The 17,345-nt window shown below is 40.9% G+C and carries 13 protein-coding genes; 2 read left to right on the top strand and 11 right to left on the bottom strand.

Annotated features, from left to right (window positions below; translation table 11 throughout):
- Nucleotides 1–368 precede the first annotated feature (368 nt).
- A complete protein-coding gene (locus B3317_RS12325; RefSeq protein WP_291111956.1) occupies nt 369–2,303 on the top strand; it encodes an Ig-like domain-containing protein in 1,935 nt (644 codons plus the stop codon).
- Nucleotides 2,304–2,329: 26 nt separating this feature from the next.
- The gene (locus B3317_RS12320) at nt 2,330–3,148 is read left to right on the top strand and encodes a DUF3108 domain-containing protein (RefSeq protein ID WP_291111953.1); all 819 of its coding nucleotides are present in this window, start codon (nt 2,330–2,332) and stop codon (nt 3,146–3,148) included.
- A 63-nt stretch (nt 3,149–3,211) separates the two neighbouring features.
- Here B3317_RS12320 and B3317_RS12315 read toward each other — a convergent pair whose 3' ends face one another.
- The 11 genes from B3317_RS12315 to B3317_RS12265 all read right to left on the bottom strand — a co-directional run bounded on the left by B3317_RS12315 (nt 3,212) and on the right by B3317_RS12265 (nt 17,186).
- Complete coding sequence (locus B3317_RS12315) at nt 3,212–4,540, bottom strand: KamA family radical SAM protein (protein ID WP_291111951.1); 1,329 nt, start codon at nt 4,538–4,540, stop codon at nt 3,212–3,214.
- Nucleotides 4,541–4,746: 206 nt separating this feature from the next.
- Nucleotides 4,747–5,502 (bottom strand): NYN domain-containing protein, encoded by a 756-nt coding sequence (locus B3317_RS12310; RefSeq protein WP_291111948.1) that lies wholly within the window; start codon nt 5,500–5,502, stop codon nt 4,747–4,749.
- A gap of 119 nt (nt 5,503–5,621) precedes the next feature.
- Entirely contained in the window at nt 5,622–6,116 is a 495-nt protein-coding gene (locus B3317_RS12305) for a 3'-5' exonuclease (RefSeq protein WP_291111945.1), read from the bottom strand.
- Between the two features lie 332 nt (nt 6,117–6,448).
- Nucleotides 6,449–7,957, bottom strand: coding sequence for a histidine ammonia-lyase (hutH, locus tag B3317_RS12300; RefSeq protein ID WP_291111942.1), 1,509 nt, complete (start codon nt 7,955–7,957; stop codon nt 6,449–6,451).
- A 3-nt stretch (nt 7,958–7,960) separates the two neighbouring features.
- Nucleotides 7,961–8,584, bottom strand: coding sequence for a cyclodeaminase/cyclohydrolase family protein (locus B3317_RS12295; protein WP_291111939.1), 624 nt, complete (start codon nt 8,582–8,584; stop codon nt 7,961–7,963).
- A 36-nt stretch (nt 8,585–8,620) separates the two neighbouring features.
- Nucleotides 8,621–9,013 (bottom strand): four helix bundle protein, encoded by a 393-nt coding sequence (locus tag B3317_RS12290; RefSeq protein ID WP_291111937.1) that lies wholly within the window; start codon nt 9,011–9,013, stop codon nt 8,621–8,623.
- A gap of 46 nt (nt 9,014–9,059) precedes the next feature.
- Nucleotides 9,060–10,307: an imidazolonepropionase gene (hutI, locus tag B3317_RS12285; RefSeq protein ID WP_291111935.1), complete on the bottom strand. Its 1,248-nt coding sequence runs from the start codon at nt 10,305–10,307 to the stop codon at nt 9,060–9,062.
- 44 nt (nt 10,308–10,351) lie between these two features.
- Nucleotides 10,352–11,254 carry a glutamate formimidoyltransferase gene (gene ftcD, locus B3317_RS12280; protein ID WP_291111932.1) on the bottom strand — a complete coding sequence of 301 codons (903 nt, stop codon included), beginning with the start codon at nt 11,252–11,254 and terminating at the stop codon, nt 10,352–10,354.
- Between the two features lie 12 nt (nt 11,255–11,266).
- On the bottom strand, nt 11,267–12,088 hold the full coding sequence (locus tag B3317_RS12275) for a hypothetical protein (protein ID WP_291111929.1): 822 nt from the start codon (nt 12,086–12,088) through the stop codon (nt 11,267–11,269).
- Nucleotides 12,088–14,070 carry a urocanate hydratase gene (locus B3317_RS12270; RefSeq protein WP_291111926.1) on the bottom strand — a complete coding sequence of 661 codons (1,983 nt, stop codon included), beginning with the start codon at nt 14,068–14,070 and terminating at the stop codon, nt 12,088–12,090. The genes B3317_RS12275 and B3317_RS12270 overlap by 1 nt, the downstream gene beginning before the upstream one ends.
- Nucleotides 14,071–14,351: 281 nt before the next feature.
- On the bottom strand, nt 14,352–17,186 hold the full coding sequence (locus tag B3317_RS12265; protein ID WP_291111923.1) for a helix-turn-helix and ligand-binding sensor domain-containing protein: 2,835 nt from the start codon (nt 17,184–17,186) through the stop codon (nt 14,352–14,354).
- Between the last annotated feature and the right edge of the window lie 159 nt (nt 17,187–17,345).

Raw genomic sequence — 17,345 nt, 5'->3', positions numbered from 1 at the left:
TGATGTGTTAGAATTTGCGTCTTTGCGTCTCTGCGTGAGAATATTGTTAACTGCTAACTGAAAGCCACTTATGCGATAGCCTAAGCTAACGGCTAAAAGCTATCAGCTAATAGCTGATATATCTGTTACCTTTGTTACCTTTTAGAAGGTTGTATAGATTATTACACAGATTTTCTCCTTCGGTGGGAAGAGGCTTCTGATTAGAGGCTGATTTAAGCTATTTTATGTCCTTTGAGACATATTTATGTATAAAACGTTGTATTTTTGCGTAAAACTTGGAAAAACAGATGTTACATTTTTTGAAAAGGCATATCTTATTTTCGCTTATTTTAGTTGCAATTTCCTTGATTGCAGTAGCTTGTGCCAATATGGCATCACCAACGGGAGGTGCTTATGATCTGGAAGGCCCTAAAGTGGTAAGGAGTAATCCCGGATTTAATGCAACTCAGGTAAAAAAAGGGAAGATAGTCATCGAGTTTGATGAAAATGTTACGATAGAAAGGCCTTCCGAGAATGTAATCATTACCCCGCCCCAGAAAGCGTTTCCCGTCATCAATACGGTAAACAGGAAAGTAAATGTGGAGCTTAGGGATACTTTATTGCCGAATACGACATATACGATTGACTTTACAAATTCGATCGTAGATAATAATGAGAAGAATCCGATAGAGAATTTTTCCTTCTCTTTCTCTACAGGCGATATAGTAGATTCTATGGCCGTATCGGGGAAAGTACTTACAGCAGATAATCTGGAGCCTGTAAAAGGTATTTATGTCGGACTTCATTCCAATCTGAACGATACAGCTTTTACTAAAACCAAGTTTGAACGCATCTCGCGCACAAATGAATCCGGTGATTTTACCATCCGTGGTGTTGCTCCCGGCAAGTATAGGTTGTACGCGCTGGATGACTCTAACCGCGATTATATGTACGATAATCCGTCAGAAGCCATTGCTTTTATGGAAACTATCGTGGAGCCTGCATCTGAAAAAGCTTCACGCTTCGATACCACTTATGTGGATAAGGAAAAGAAAGTGATAGATACCGTTGTGGCAGTACAATATACTCGTTTTTTACCGGACAATATAATATTACGGACGTTTAAATCGGGCTTTCAGCGTCAGTTTTTACAGAAGCATGAACGTATCCGGAATAAGTTGTCCCTCTTTTTTGGAGCACCTACAGAGATGCCTCAGATAGAGCCGTTGAACTTTGACGGAAGCAAAGACTGGTTTATAATGGAACGAACTCCTAAAAACGATACTATTACATATTGGATCAAGGACAAAGAGGTGATGGCAATAGATACATTGTCTATCCGGGTTACTTACCTGAAGACAGATACGCTGAATCAATCCCTGCCGGTAACTGATACCCTGACTTTTATGGACAGAACCCGAAAGCCCGTAAAAGATGATAAGAAGAAAGAAAAAAAGAAAAAGGAAGAAGAGAGTGACGAACCTGAAATCACTTTCCTGAACATAGCAAATAACCTTTCCTCTGCATGGGATACTCATAAAAGCATTTCGCTGTTGTTTGAAGAGCCTGTTATGGATACTTTATCGAATAAAATAAAATTACAGCAGTTGAGAGATACTGTGTATTATGATATTCCGTTCCAGCTCGAAGCAGATAGTGTGAATCCAAGAAAATATACTATCCGGAATAAATGGGGGTATAATAATGAATACCGTATACAGATAGACTCGGCTTCTATATACAGTATATACGGGTTATGGAATAATAAGATCGACCAGAAATTTAAGGTAAAGGCCGAAGATCAGTACGGACAGCTTGCTATCAGAGTTGCAGGTATAGATAGTATTCCCTCTTTTATGGAACTTTTAGATAAGTCGGATAAACCAATTCGCAAAACTCGGGTCATAGATAATATTGCAGTCTTTAAAGATTTGGATCCGGGGTCATATTATGTACGCATTGTACTGGACAGCAATAATAACGGAATATGGGATACAGGCGATTTCCAGAAAGGTTTGCAGCCGGAAATGGTTTGTTATTCGCCGAAGGAATATAAAATAAGGGCATTCTCGGAAGTCTATGACGATGAGGCCTGGATAATAGATCCGGCCACATTGGCGAAGCAGAAACCTTTGGAAATTACAAAACAGAAACCTCAGGAAAAAGAATCGAGAAGGAAGCAGCTCGAAGAAAAAGAGGAAAAAGAAAATCAGCAGAATAGAGACAGATCGAGAAACTCGACCGATTCGAATTCGAGCAGAAGCAATAATTCCCAATATGGGGCGAGAGGCAGCAGTAATCAAAGTATGAACAGTGGATATTAATGCCGATCGGGTAAAATAATAAGAGTATGATTAAAAGAATTACAGGAATAGCGCTGATGTTATTGGTTTTAGTCAGTATGCATACACAGGCGCAGGGTAAATGTAAAATAAATAACATCTACTTTCAGGCAGGTGAGGAAATGACTTATGATTTGTATTTCAAATACGGACTCATCCATACAAAAGCCGGAATATCTACATTAAAGACTGTGGCTGAGAGGTATAATAATACCGATGCCCTTAAGATGACACTGATGGCTCAGTCGACAGGTACTGCAAGGAAAATATTCAGCCTGAATGATACTTTGTCGTGTTATCTTACGAAAGACTTAGTGCCTCTCGCCTATGTTAAGAATGCGGCGGAAGGTAAAGATTATACAAAGGAAAGGGTAACATATACCTATACAGGTGATAAGGTAAGCATAAATACAATAAGACATAAAAACGGCGATTTTAAATTTAATGAAACACTGACATCTCATTCTTGTATGTATGATATGATGAGTGTTGTATATTATGCCCGCACCCTCAATTATTCCGGAATGAAAAAAGGGGAGACTGTTAAAGTCGACTTTATTTCGGGAAAGAAAAAAGTAAATATGGTGATAGAATATGAGGGAATAGAGATCGTGGAAGCGAACGACGATAATAAATATAGCTGTATGAAGCTGACCCTAAGTATCATGGATGATGCTTTCAGTGATAAGAAAGAAGCTATGAAGGTGTATATAACCAACGATAATAACCGTATGCCGGTACGGCTCGACTCGAAGCTGAATATAGGTTCCACACGCGCTATGCTCAAAAGCTACAAAGGAAACAGGTATCCTGTACAAACAAAATAAAAGAAAGCAGCTTCCGTAATCATACCCGGAAGCTGCTCTTATATTGTAGCAAAAGAACGGACACTATTCGAATAAGAATGGCTTAGTGGCTTCCAATTTGGTCCGTTGTTCTTCAAAGAAGAATTTCTCTTCACCAAAGGCTGGCTTTAACTGATTGAACCATGTCGCTCTGGGCTCATATTCGGCAAAGAAAGGAATATCCACCCATTTAGGGTTTCGTCCTTGTATAAAACGGAGAACAAATATCTTCTCTCCTTTTACTTCCTGCACGCCTAACACCTGTATCTTTCCCGCATGGTCGCTCATACTGGGCCCCCTGACAGTACGGCACAGGCCGCTGACCTGTCTGTAAGCACGGCGGAATATCTGCCAGCATTTTTCCAGTGGCAATTCGAAGTAATGCTTCGATCCGGTGTCGCGCGCAATGAACATATAATATGGAATACATCCCAGATCTACCTGTTTGCGCCACATCTTTGCCCATAGTTCGGGTTTGTCATTGATATTGCGCAGGAGAGGAGATTGTGTGCGTATCTGCGAGCCTGTCGAGCGAATACGGGCGATAGCTTGTCCAACGGCTTCGGTAGATAGTTCTCTCGGATGATTGAAGTGGGCCTGAAGGGAAAGATTCTTACCCGAACGATTTACGAGTTCAAACAGGCGGATAATATCATCGCTGTCTTTATCGCTCAGATACCTGTATGGCCAGTATGCCAGAGACTTTGTTCCGATACGGATAGTGCGGATATGGTCGAACTCCGGTTCGAGCAGAGGCTTTATATAGGCTTCCAGAGTAGAGGCATTCATTATCATGGGGTCACCACCGGTAAACAGTACATCGGTAACTTCTGTGTGCAGGCGCAGGTACTTGAGGAGCAGGTCGGCTTCTTTCATCGCAAATTTCAGTTCGTTCATCCCTGAAAACTGCGGCCATCGGAAACAGAATGTGCAGTATGCATGGCAGGTTTGTCCCTGGCTGGGGAAGAATAAGACTGTCTCCGGATATTTGTGCTGAATACCTTTCAGCTTTATTTCTCCCAGATAGGGAACATTATGTTCCTGTCCGGCCGGATTAGGGTTGAGGGATAATCGTATTTGCTGTATCTTCTCATTTAGCTCCCTGTTGTCGCCGGTATGCTCGTTTAAAAGCCGCTCTACAGTTGTATAATGCTTTTTCTCTAACATGCCCCGCCTCGGGAAGTTCAATGTAAAAATAGGGTCGGTGTCAAGATTATCCCAATCTATCAGTTCATCCACCACATAGTTGTTGGTTTTAAATGGTAATACTCTTCCTACAACTTCGATATCCTTTACCATTTCCTTCGATAATGATGTTATCTGGGGAATAGTAAGGAAATTGTGGAGAGTATATGATTTTAATACTCTGTCCATCTTAATGTTAAAAATTTGATATGTTTTGTTGATTCTTTACAATATACGGAAAATATTGCCGTAAGCAGGCCGGATTGAAGACTCTGTTACATATTTTATAGTATTATAACATTTAAGAGGCATAAAAAAGAGGGCGACTGTAGGCATTCATATACCTATAGTTAGAGAAATAATATAGTTGATTGATTTAAAAATTTAGAGGATATCTATTCTTTCACTTTCACATAAATGAGTTTTGTGCGGCTCTTGTCAATATCCCGTTCATCTATTTCAAAAACCTTTTTCTGTGATTTTATCAGGGGGGTTAGTTTTGGAAAACCATAGTTGCGGGAGTCAAAATCGGGACGCTTCTTAATGATCAGGTTACCCACCTCACCGAGATATGCCCAGCCATCATCATCAGCCACATCGCGGATTGTACTCTTAAGTAACTGGATAAGCTTCTTGTTCACAGGTTCAATATTAGGGCTCTTGGTTTCTGTGGATGCTCCCGGCGATTGTGTGTTCTGCTGATTATCAGAATTCTCAAGTATCTCTATGTAGATAAATTTGTCGCAGGCTACGATAAAAGGGTTAGGGGTCTTTTTCTCCCCCAGTCCGAGCACAAACATTCCGGATTCCCTCAACCGCACGGCCAGACGGGTGAAGTCGCTGTCGCTGGATACGAGACAAAAACCGTCTACTTTGTCGCTATGCAATATATCCATTGCATCGATAATCATGGCAGAGTCTGTTGCATTTTTTCCTGTAGTGTAGCTATACTGTTGTATCGGGGTTATGGCATGTTCGAGCAAGGGTTGTTTCCATCCCGAGACAGAGGGTTTTGTCCAATCGCCATAAATGCGTTTGATAGTTGGTATTCCGAACTTGGTTATTTCATCGAGCATACCTTTTATGTTGGAGTAGGGTATATTATCGGCATCGATAAGGACTGCCAGCTTCATATCTGATTTTGGTACCATACATTCAATTGTTAGTCATTATCAAATATACGGTTTTTTAAAAAATATTGCTTGCCTTTCTATGAAAAACATTTACAGGCTTTCACTTTGAGGTATAGTCATGCACAGAATGCATGGTTTTATAATAACTGTAACGCGATCTCTGCGCAGGCTTCCGCGTCGGCAAGTGCATTATGATGGTTGGTAAGTATATATCCGCAATCTTCAGCTACAGTGTGTAATTGATGATTGGGCAGATGGCGTAACTGACGCCTCGACGCGGCCAGCGTACAATAGAATCTGTAATCAGGATAGTCCATCCGGTAAGTCTTAAATACAGCTTTCAGGCAGGCTTCATCAAAGCCTTTATTATGAGCAACCAGAGGCAGTTCTCCAACCAGAGGTTCTATTTGCATCCATACTTTTGAGAAAACTTCGGCATTTAGAGTATCTTCATATGTAAGGCCATGCACATTGCTGTTTCCATAAGTATAATAGTTTGGTTCCGGCTGTATAAGACTATAGAAGCGGTCACAGATAATTCCGTTCCGCACTATTACGATACCCACGCTGCAAACACTGGATAGTTGTTCGTTGGCTGTTTCAAAATCTATGGCTGCAAAATCCCGTAGCATGCTGTTTTATTATGAGGAATAAAATTAGAAAGAATATGTCAGACCGGAAAATTATCGTTCCCCGATGATTATATAAAACAGGTTGATTTTTCTCGAATATCTTTATCTATAATATATAGCTTTTGGGTGTTAGTTTTTTGAATCGAAAATCGGCGGAGCCAAATGCTGGTTCTAGGATTTAGAGATTTAATGTTTAAGGATTTAAAGATTGATTAGAAAAAGTAACAAAAGAAAAAACCGAAAAAGGTATTACTTTTGTTACTCTTTTTATATCAGGTTCTTATTTATAAAAGAACAGAACCTATGGCTGTCCGGATATTATATAGAAAAGATTATTGCCAATCAATGAAGTCGAGAGAAACTCTGTTGAGGAACGCCACTGTTTTATGTATCTCTTTGTACATCACAATATCGTCATTGATAAAAGCTACTTCTTTCCTGTATTCTTTAAGGAAGTTTTCGAGTATCGGCGATGTTTTTACAGGACGGCGGAAATCTATTCCCTGCGCAGCATTCATCAGTTCTATTGCAAGAATATGATTCAGGTTATCCATTATCTTGAATAATTTGACGGCTGCATTCGCCCCCATACTCACGTGGTCTTCCTGCCCGTTGGACGATACGATGGAATCGCTCGATGCAGCATAGCAGTACATCTTATTCTGGCTAACCATCGAAGCGGATGTATATTGCGGGATCATAAAGCCGGAGTTGACGCCCGGATTAGCGACAAGAAATTCAGGCAATCCGCGAAGGCCCATAATCAACTGGGCCACACGCCGTTCGGAAATATTGCCCAGCTCGGCTAATGCAATCGCAAGAAAGTCGAAAGAGAGAGCCAATGGCTGCCCGTGGAAATTTCCGCCCGACACGATTTTATCCTCATCAGGGAAGATGGTCGGGTTGTCGGTCACTGAGTTTATCTCCGTCAACAAGACTGATGCCACATAGTTCATTGCATCCTTTGTTGCTCCGTGGACCTGTGGAATACATCGGAAAGAGTAAGGATCTTGTACGTGAGCCTTTTCCCGCGAAATAAGTTCACTGCCTTCAAGCAGTTTGCAGAAGTTGGCTGCTGTGTCGATCTGCCCCTGATGCGGACGCATCTTTTGTATTCCTTCATAGAACGGATCGAGGCAACCATCGAAGGCTTCCAGTGATAAGGCTGCTATCAAATCCGCTTTCTTTGATATGGCAAATGCGCGGAGCATGGCGAATACACCGTTAGCACTCATAAACTGTGTACCGTTGAGTAATGCCAGTCCCTCTTTACTCATCAGGCGGATAGGCTTCCAGCCAAACTCATCCAGTACGCTCATTGCTTCACGCTTTTTACCCTGGTAATAGACATCTCCCGCCCCAATCAAAGGAAGGAAAAGGTTAGCGAGCGGAGCCAGATCACCCGATGCGCCGAGTGAACCGCGATCGCAAACGATAGGTATAATATCGTTATTGAAAAAGTCGATAATACGCTGAACCGTTATTACCTGCACACCGCTATATCCAAGAGACAGGGCATGTGCTTTGAGCAACATCATGAGCTTAACAATGACCGGAGATATCTCCTCGCCTACACTACAGGCATGCGATTTCACAAGATTCTCCTGCAAGCGGGTAAGTTCGTCGGGAGATATGTTCTTGTTGCAGAGCGAACCGAACCCTGTGGTAATACCGTACATGGGAGTTTTCTGCGACTTGATTTTTTCATCGAGGTAATCGCGGCATTTCTGGATACGATCTTTAGCTTCGGGAGCCAACTCCAGTTTCAGATTCTTGTTTATGATTTGCTCCAGTATTCCGAAGGTTAGTTCACCCGAGCCGATATAATAGACGTTCTTCATAGGTTATAGTGTTTTATTTACCTTTTCCAGCAAAGCTTGTTCTTTAGCTACAGCCGCCTTTTCCAACTGGCCGCATTCTTCTCTCATACGTGCGGTATACTCTTCATCTTTTAATGCGGAGAGATTTATCTTCACATTCAGTATCGCGCCTAATACAGCTGTACGTGCAGCCATCATACTTACGCAAGCATCTGTTATGGCATTCTGGTTACCATGTTCGGCGACTTCCTCTATGACCTCCATTATGGCAAAAGCTTTACGTGCGACATCCATAGGCACTTCGGCAGCTATTTTAGTAGTAGCCTGTATCTGTTTGCTGCGCTCGGCCTTTTCTTCATCTGTTTCTTTCGGGAGTTTGAATGCAGCAAAGACTTTGTCATATGCATCCGAATCGGCATCTATATCATGGATAAAGAGTGCGCGATAGTTGTTTGCCGATGCTGCTATCTTCTTCATCATTTCTTCTTTATCTTCATATTTCTTTTTACCAATGGTAAGGTTAGCAACCATTTCGGCAAGGGCTGCCGAAATTGCGGCATTCAATGCGGCAATACTACCTCCCCCGGGAACAGGATCATTGCCGGCTGTTTGGGATAGGAATTCTTTAACTGATAGATTTACAAGCATATAATTTAATGATTTAAGATTTAAATATTTAATGATTTATTTTCGGTATTTGACTCCATCTATTTCTGATTGTCTTAGATACTTTATAAAATTTGAAAGGGATTGAGATATTCTCATTGCATTTTGATAATGGATATTAAAAACTTCTTTATCAATATAATGAATATCTAAGGCTCTATATAGTTGACTTCGTGTTTCTCCACACGATCCCTTAGCTATATATAGAAATTGAACAAATTCCTTATTTCCCTTGCGTTCAAATCCTTCTGCGATATTATCCATAATTGAACCTGCTGAAGCCCTTATTTGGTCTCTCAATCGAAAGTCTTTGCAAAAATCACCTTCACTTGTAAGTTGATAGATACTTTTCGCAAATTCTCTTGATAATTTCCAAACTTCCAAATCTTCAAAGCATTCAATCTTAGCCATTGTAGATATAGATAATTAATCCTTAAATTGTTAACTTTTTAAATCTTTAAACTAAAAGAATCCCCTTTTTTATCACCTTTTCCACAATATTCATACCTATATGATATGGCAGAAATTTATATGACGGATATTCCAGAATAACCAGATCACCCTGTTTTCCAACATCTATACTACCGGTTTTATCAGCTTTTCCCACTGCTGCCGCTCCGTTTATGGTTAAAGCTGTCAAAGCTTCTTCGGGAGATAGCTGCATATAGATACAAGCCAGGGCAAACAGCAATGGAATAGAGTTCGTAAAGCTGCTCCCCGGATTCAGGTCAGTAGCCAAAGCCACTGCACAACCGGAATCTATCATATAACGTCCCCGAGCATAATGTTCCTTTAGAGAAAAAGCGGTACATGGAAGCAATGTTGCCACTACTTCGCTCTCTGCCAAATCCCCGATTCCCTTATCCGAGGCTTGTAGCAGATGGTCGGCAGAAAGGGCTTTCAACTCGGCGGCGAGTTCCGCACCGCCCAGAGTGACAATCTCATCGGCATGTATTTTCAATTTGAAACCCAGATCACGTGCAGCGGTGAGATACCTGCGCGACTGTTCGATATCGAATACATTCTTTTCACAAAAGATATCACAGCATTCGGCAAGGTTTTTTTCCTTTACTTCGGGCATTACTTCTTCAATCATATAATCGAGGAAGTCGTTCTCCCGTCCTTTATATTCCGTAGGGGTAGCGTGCGCACCCATAAACGTACTGACAATATCTACGGCGTGTTCTTCATTCAACGATTTCATAACCTCGAGTTGCTTCAACTCGGTTGCCTTATCCATGCCATATCCGCTCTTTCCTTCAACGGTAGTAACACCCATTGCCAGCATGCTGTTGAGACGTTTCCGGCCCGAATTTTTCAATTCGTCGAACGAAGCATTGCGTGTCGCGGTCATCGTGTTGTGAATACCACCTCCACGCTCCATAATCGACATATAGCTATCGCCACGCATACGCCACGAGAATTCTTCTTCGCGGTATCCTCCGAATATGAAATGGGTATGGGAATCCACAAAGCCAGGAAGTACAGCCTTACCCGTAGCATCGATAATTTCATGGTTAGGAAAATCTGATAGCGGCGGGCAATTAGCATCCTTTCCCACATAGGTGATGATGCCACCGGAAACGATAACCGTTCCGTTCTCTATTACTGAAAGGTTGGACATCTCCCTTCCTTTCTTTGCCGAGAATCCGCTACAAGTAACCAGTTGCGCTGCGTTCTTTATGATGATATTCCCGTGTTTCATTCTGAATCTTTAAATTTTGAAATTTAAAATCTTTAAATCCTATTTTATTCCATCAGATGGGTTTCCAATACCTGCTTTGTAGAAAACCCTTCCAGCCCGAGGTAATAGGCAGCGGTATCTATCAGCGCATCCATGGGAACAAGGCCGATAATTTCTGCTCCTACAACACTTACCCCGTAGCGGTTAGCCTCGATGCGTACCAGCTCGTGGGCACGGTAGATAGCTGTCTTCGTAAAATCAGTCAGGTTCATCGATACCTGTACAATACCCCTGTCGGTAAGCTCCACACCCATAGCTTTACAAAAGCGAAGTCCACCGCCGAGGAAACGTACTTTCCTGGCAATAGCATCGGCTATTTCGAGCTTATCAGTATTCAGGTTCACATTGTAAGCCACTAACGGCATGCGTGCGCCTATAACGGTAGCCCCTGCTGTCGGGTGCGGCTGTGCAGGGCCGAAATCAGGTTTCCATTCGGGCAATTCCATTTTATCTTTCAAGCCCTCATATTCTCCTTTGCGAATAGTAGCCAGGTTTTCGCGATGTGGCGCAGATGCAGCTTTCTCGTATAGATAAACGGGTAAGTTGTATTCGTCTGCCACTTCTTTAGCCACTTCTTTGGATAGATTGATGGCTTCTTCCATCGACACATTGCGAATAGGGATAAACGGCACTACATCCACCGCACCCATACGCGGATGCTGCCCTTTGTGATGGTTTAGGTCAATAGTTTCTACGGCAATGCCGATAGCTTCTATTACAGCTTTCTTTAGAGGTTCGGGTTCGCCTACTACGGTTACGACCATGCGGTTATGGTCTTTATCTGTGCTGTAATCGAGTAGCTTTACGCCTTCTTTTGCACGGAAAGCATTCGCTATTTTTTCTACCTTTTCCAAGTCGCGCCCTTCGCTGAAATTAGGCACGCATTCTACGATTTTGTTTGAGCTCATGGTATGTTGTTTTTATTCTTTAGATTCTTTCCCCAATTTCTCATAATCATCCCTTGTCATTATAACTAGCGATTCATTCTCACAATCCCAGATACTTACATAATATCGAGACGTTACAATATGCTGCTTCCAGCCGGCAAACTTCGCATAAAGCATCAGTGTGCATATGTCGGTGGCTGTGATAAATTCGTCTGTTCCTTCTGCATGGGAATGCACCGAAGCAATAGCCTCTTGTTCATCATCAAACTTTATAGGAATCAGATTGCGATGAAGCCTTTCCTTTTCTATCAGATTATTGCCTTTGTCAAAGACCATCAGGTAATCGTTACCAAAAAGAACTGTGCCCGTTACTTTCGGCGCTGTGAGAGCATATACGATCTTTTCCCCTCCTTTGTTAGTGGGAATCAAATTCAGGCTGGTATTGTTATAAGCTTTGAACAAAGTATCCCGCTGCACTTCTTCGAAAGCTTTTGTACGGATGGTATATAACTCTTTTTCGAAAACTTTGAAATCTCTTTCCTTAAAATCTATTGTAGCTGTTTCTACTATACTTATATCACCAAAAGACACAACACCGAGAACTCTCGGATTATCCCCTTTAGAAAAGACCAGACATTTGGGTTTATTACCATCCATAAAGGAAAAGTAGCCTCCTATCCGATGAGGTTCTTTATAACTTTTAGAGAATATATCTGTCCCACTCCATGCGGCTTTTTCCAACTGATACAGGTATTTTCCTTCTATTGTAATATCCATGGCCACTTTAGCCAGATCCAGTTGGGAAAAAGAGTTTAGTGAAACGAATAATAATATCAGGGTTACCAGTTTCTTCATTATTTACAAAGTTGTTTTATATATTCATCATCAGCCAGATAAGGCATCGTGATATGGTATCCGTCTTTATGGGATTGGTTGAATAATTCGCAGGTTTCTATTGCATTCCCGTTTCTTGCCCACGAACGGCGGGCAACTCCTCCCATTACATCCCACAACATAGATGAACGGATAATACCATCGATTCGTTCACTTCCATCGCAAACTAATCCGAATCCGCCATTTATCGACTTGCCGATACCTACGCCTCCTCCGTTGTGAAGTGCAATCAGACTCATACCACGGGCAGCATTTCCGGCAAAACATTGTACAGCCATATCGGCCATTACATTACTGCCATCTTTTATATTGGCGGTTTCGCGGAAAGGAGAATCGGTACCGCTTACATCATGATGATCGCGACCGAGCATAATAGGGCCTACTTCACCATCGCGTACCAGTTCATTGAATTTCAGGGCAATATTCATACGCCCTAAAGCATCCTGATAAAGTATACGCGCTTGCGTACCTACAACCAATTGATTTTTCTCAGCATCGCGAATCCAGTCGTAATTATCCTTGTCCTGACCTCTTCGTGTAGGGTCTATACACTCCATTGCCGCATGGTCGGTCTTAATCAGGTCTTCGTGCTTTCCGCTCAGGCATACCCAACGAAACGGACCGTATCCATAGTCGAACAACTCGGGTCCCATGATGTCTTCGACATAGGATGGCCATATAAATCCGTCCTTTTCATCTATTCCGTTTTTAGAAATCTCTTTTACCCCGGCATCATATATGGCTTTCATAAATGAATTGCCATAATCGAAGAAATAGGTTCCACGATTTACGAGTTTACGGATTACTTCGAAATGACGTCTTAACGATTCATCCACCAGCTTACGAAAAGTGTTCCTGTCTTTCTTCAATAAACGGGTGCGCTCCTCAAAAGAGATTCCGACAGGGCAATATCCTCCTTCATATACAGCATGGCATGATGTCTGGTCGGACAATAAATCGATGTGTATCTGATTTTTATGGGCATATTCAAGCAGGTCGACAACATTACCAAGATAGGCTATAGAACAAGATTTTCTTTCTCTTTTGGCTGTCTTTGCTAATTTAAAGGCTTCGCCCGCATCCGTAACAATATGATGTACCCAACCCTGATTATAACGGGTTTCTATCCGTGAGTAATCCACTTCCGCCGTAATAGATACTGCTCCTGCTATATCGGCTGCTTTTGGCTGAGCACCGCTCATACCACCGAGACCGGAAGAAACAAATAGGTAACCGTTCAGATTTTTGTTCTGTGAAATACCCAGTTTCAACCGCCCGGCATTCAGCAGTGTATTGAATGTACCATGTACAATTCCCTGAGGACCTATGTACATCCATCCTCCGGCCGTCATCTGTCCATAATTGGCAACGCCCATCTGTGCGGCAATCTCCCAATCAGCCTGATTATCGAACATACCTACCATCATCGAATTGGTAATGATAACACGGGGTGCATCCGGTTTTGATCTGAACAAACCTAAAGGATGACCCGATTCAATGACGAGAGTTTGCTCTCCAGTCATTACTTCCAGATATTGCTTTATCAGGCGGTACTGCATCCAGTTTTGGCAAACTTGTCCTGTTTCTCCGTATGTAACCAGTTCGTAAGGGTAGAGAGCGATATCGAAGCACAGATTATTGTCTATCATTACCTGAAAGGCCTTTCCCTCTATACAGTTTCCTTTATATTTATCTATCGGCTTCGGATAAATATCACCCTGTGGACGGTAGCGATACCCGTATATACGCCCCCGGGTTTTCAATTCTTCGAGAAATTCCGGAGCCAGAGTTTTATGGAGTTCATTAGGTATATATCGTAAAGCATTTTTAAGAGCTAGTTCTGTTTGGGCAGGAGTCAGTTTATATCCCCGGTCGGGAGCACGGCGTATTCCGTCCACGAAAGAGGGGTATGCAGGTAGCTGGTTATTAAGTCTGATTTCCATGATTATTGAGTTCTTAAGGTCGCAGACCGATTTATTACTTTGTTAAATTTAAATGCAGCAGAAAGTTGGACTAAAATAGTATATCAGTAGATTCTTTCTTCCTCTCAATTGCATTTTCCGAAGATAAGATTTATATTTTTTCCAATGAAAATATTTAATATATTTCTAAGCATGTTTAACGACAAATTTCATATAAAGAAAGAGTACGGGGAATATTTTAACAAAAATAAAGGCTGACATCTTCATATATCAGCCTTCAATCATATCAAAATGTCAAAATATTACTTTAGATTTTGCAGATATTCCGACAGATTTACATCCCGGTCGAGATTCATCTTCTTTCGTAGCCTGTATCTGTTTACCTCTACCCCACGTGTAGATATATTCAATAAAGGAGCTATTTCTTTCGTTGAAAGGTTCATATACAGGTAAGCACACAGTATTTTATCATTCCGGCTCAATCCCGGGAACCGTTCATCCAATAGCCGGAAAAAATCCTGATGTACAAGGTCGAAATTCGATTTGAACACTTCAAAATCCGTATCATGCTCTATATTGCTGTTAATCTGGCTTATCAGACGGATTACTTTTTGCTTTATTATATTTACTTCTTTCTCTTCGTCTATAGATTTTGAGATACTCAATGCATTCCTTTTAACATCTTCAAGGATTTCATTCTTACGGATTACATTCAGCATATATCCACTGAGTTCCTGTGTTTTATAACGTAATTCAGTTTTCAGATTTTCGTTCTGAAGTTCATATATTTCCTGATCTTTCAGCTTGGTTTCTTCTTCATGGCGCTTGGTTTGCGCAATTAATTCTTCACCTTTCTGGTATATTATCTTCTTTTGTTTACTGATTGTCTTTTTATATAGAACAAATAAGAAAATAATAATTATCAGGAAATACAATATATATGCCAATGAAGATCTATACCATGGGGGCAAAATCATAAAGCTGATAGAGGCCGTATTTGTCGAATCCGCATTCCCGTTTACAAACGCTTTTACTTCAAATACATACCTGCCTTCTGACAGGTTTGTATATTCTTTCGATGCGATAGGTGAGGGCAGGCTCCATTCGTCCTCCACACCCTTAAGCCTGTATACATATAGTATATCCGATGTCTGCGTGAAGTCTGTTGCTGCAAAATTTATCTTTATTGAATTTAAAGAATAGGGCAAAGAAACAAGTGCAGAGGCCTGCCCTGTACTGATAATACTATCATTCCGGCTACTGGAAAGACTTTTTATATAAGTCTTTATATTTTTTAACTTATGAATGTCTTTTGTTAAATCTATCTTTATAAAAGCATTATCTACAGATATAATCGCAGATTTAGAATCGGGCAGGTAAACGTTCTCATGATTAATAATCAATTCATTGGACAGCCCCCAGTTGTATATGGAAGCATTGTAACCATTAGGCGAATATTTTCTGAATTTCAATTTGCTATCCGATACAAACCATATATTCTTGAGTTTATCTATATATAGAAATTCATAATACCGGGGACCTTCAAGCATCGATTCGAGTTGTGTATATTTGTCGAAACTGTCTGTGATACGGCTATACTGGTAAATTCCATCCAAGCCGCAAATAATAAGATTATTATCAACTTTCCGGAAAAACAGGTTTTCACTGGTTCTCGAATTTCCCAGCGTATACTCTTTTCTGCTGATTATACTATAAAATACAGAATCGAAGGTTATCTTTTCTACTTTCTGCTTATCATTTACTAACCAAAAACTATAAGGATTTTCTTCATCTTCAATGAATCCCCGGCTCGAATTGTTAAAATTCCCTACCCTGTGCGATGGCACCCATCTGCCGTTCTTTTTCTCTATAATATCCAAGCCGAAATAACTTCCTGCTATCAGTTTATCCTTATCCGGAGCCATCGGATGAGTTTCCCATATCCCGGGTATATTTATTTTATATGTTCCGTTGGCATTTATAACCATAATTCCATTATCTCCTGAGCAAAAGAGAGAATTATCGTATTCCAGCATCGACCAGATTTGCCCTTCCGATCCCTTTATTAACCGGCAAGTGCCATCCGGGTCCGATTTATATAATCCTTGATTAGTACCCAAATAAAATTCATTTCTGTAAAAAGCCGAACAATATCCGGTGCCGACGGGAGAAACAGTGGCATAAAGATGGCTTACAGGAGTATTCAGGTCTATAAGACCGATCCCTTTATCAAGTCCTAGCCAGAGATTATTATCTTTATCGAAAAATGAACTCAGGATGGTATTGTTTTTCAGACCATTATCAAGATTGTAGATCTCCTTAAACCGCGAATTCTTTAAATCGAAAAGGAGAGTTCCGCTCTGTACTGAGCCTAACGCAACCACCGATCCCAGTATAGAAGTGCTGAACATCTGGTTTGTAAAAATAAAGTCGTCGGCAACAGAATGTACTCTTTGTATACTTTTATTATCCAGTAAATACAATCCAAATTGTGCGGTAGTTACCAATAACCGATTTTCATATGGAAGAATACTGACAAGCTTATGAGACAATAGTGAAGAAGACGTGGACAGAAACTCCACCTTATTCTCCTTATTCAAGAAAAAGATGCCTTCTGTGGTGCCTATATATAACTTCCCATCTACTATACCCGAACAATCTATCTTTTTGTCTATAGCTATAGTTCTTATCCCGAGGCCGTCTTTATACATATGTATATGCATATCACTGATAAAATATATGATATTGTTATACAGTAATATCTTCCATACTTCTCCTGTCCAACCGGTAATCTTCTCTGATAAAGATTTATATTCCAGGAAACCCATCTCATTGGGTGCGAAGTAACCGAATTCAGAACTTCCGCCTACGAATATTTTATTATTGACAATTTTTAACGAACGTAAAATCCGGTTCCTGATTGAATATAAAGACCAGTTAACTCCGTCAAATTCAAGTAGTCCGTTATTATTCGCACAGTATATCCATCCGTTTTCAGATTGATCTATCATCCAGTTCTGAGGCCCTGCCTCATACTGTCCGCGTTCGTAATTGATAACTTTTCGCTTCCATACAGGATTTGCATAACTATATGCAGATACAAGAAAAGCCATGATTAAAATATATATATATTTCATGTCGATTTAAGATATATGCACAAAAAACCCTGTTCCAAATAATCTTTTCAACTATTTGGAATAAGGTTTTCTGACAGTGTACAACTCGTATTTACGTCTCTCTCTCTCTCTCTCTCTCTCTCTCTCTCTCTCTCTCTCTCTCTCTCAAAAAAAAAGTAT

The organism is Dysgonomonas sp. UBA7710, assembly GCF_002482385.1.
In the GTDB taxonomy this organism is placed as follows: Bacteria; Bacteroidota; Bacteroidia; order Bacteroidales; family Dysgonomonadaceae; genus Dysgonomonas.
The sequence above is the reverse complement of the archived record's forward strand: the minus strand, read 5'-3'. Positions and strand labels throughout refer to the sequence as shown.